Here is a 1,170-nt window from a genome sequence, read left to right on the forward strand (position 1 = left end):
GGTGTTGTGACGTGCTCCCCTGATTGTTACCAGTCAGAGGTAGAGTCGGGCTCCTTCATGATGGTTGGTTGAGGCGATGGCAACCTGTCTGGGGGCATGCCCCCAGACAGGTTCTGCGGCTTTTTCGGCGGGGGTTCTCCCGCCCAGTTTCGAGTGTGGTCTTACCTGGTTGTAGTCGTGCCGCCAGGCATCGAGCACGAATCGGGCATGCGATAGCGACGTGAACAGCGTCTCGTTGAGGCACTCGTCGCGCAGGCGCCCGTTAAAGCTCTCGACGAAGCCGTTCTGCATCGGCTTGCCCGGGGCGATGTAATGCCACTCGACCTGCCGCTCCTGCGACCAGCGCAGGATGGCCGACGAGGTCAGTTCGGTCCCGTTGTCGCTGACCACCATGTGCGGCTTGCCGCGTATCCCGATCAGCCGCGTCAGTTCCCAAGCGACCCGCACGCCCGATAGCGACGTGTCGGCCACCAGCGCCAGGCATTCGCGCGTGTAGTCGTCGACCACGCACAGGATGCGCAACCGCCGGCTGCACGTCAGGGTGTCGGAGACGAAGTCGAACGGCCAGCGCTGGTTCGGGCCGTCCGGCAGCACCATCGGCGCCGGCGTGCCCAGAGACTTCACGCTGCGCGGCCTTGTGGCCGAACGCGGGGTAAAGGTCGATTATGTCCAGGTCTTGGGCTTCGTTCATGCCGAGGGACTGAGCTTCAAAAAAAAGCGTGCTGCCCGTCGAACAGTTCCGGCCACAGGTCGCCCGGCGACGCGAGCAATGGAAGACGTATCAGGGTCGGCTTGATTCGGCGCGCCTCGTCTTCATCGATGAGACGTGGGCCAAGACCAACATGGCGCCGTTGCGCGGCTGGGCACCGGTTGGTCATCGTGCGCCAATGCCAAGGTGCCCTATGGGCATTGGCGCACGATGACCTTATATCGAGCTTGTCGGATGCGCGATATCTCATTCATCGTCTCCGCATCCCCTGTCATGCTCGTTTTCAGCAGGCAGTTTTTCAGCGCCAGATCGGCCACGCATTCCTTCAGCTTAGGGCTTCGCAGCCCAGATCCTGCACCTCGCCGGTGGCCGCGCCCCGTACCCCCGGGCACCGCGCAGGAGTAGCTTGAGTTGAGACCGCCACTGCCGATCGGTACATTCGTGCCAAGACGCACAAATTC

General features: G+C 62.7%; 1 protein-coding gene and 2 pseudogenes. 1 reads left to right on the forward strand and 2 read right to left on the reverse strand.

The window, feature by feature from the left end; translation table 11 throughout:
* Nucleotides 1–33 precede the first annotated feature (33 nt).
* Nucleotides 34–621, reverse strand: a pseudogene (locus WG908_RS16445) (integrase core domain-containing protein); the annotation flags it as partial.
* Here WG908_RS16445 and WG908_RS16450 point away from each other — a divergent pair.
* Nucleotides 620–946: pseudogene (locus WG908_RS16450) on the forward strand (IS630 family transposase); the annotation flags it as partial. The pseudogenes WG908_RS16445 and WG908_RS16450 sit on opposite strands and share 2 nt — an antisense overlap.
* On the opposite strand, the gene WG908_RS16455 reads toward WG908_RS16450, so the two are convergent.
* The coding region (locus tag WG908_RS16455; protein ID WP_340187588.1) for a hypothetical protein at nt 901–1,170 on the reverse strand (270 nt) is incomplete at its 5' end. The pseudogene WG908_RS16450 and the gene WG908_RS16455 overlap by 46 nt on opposite strands.

It is taken from the genome of Sphingobium anseongense (genome assembly GCF_037725245.1).
Lineage (GTDB): Bacteria > Pseudomonadota > Alphaproteobacteria > Sphingomonadales > Sphingomonadaceae > Sphingobium.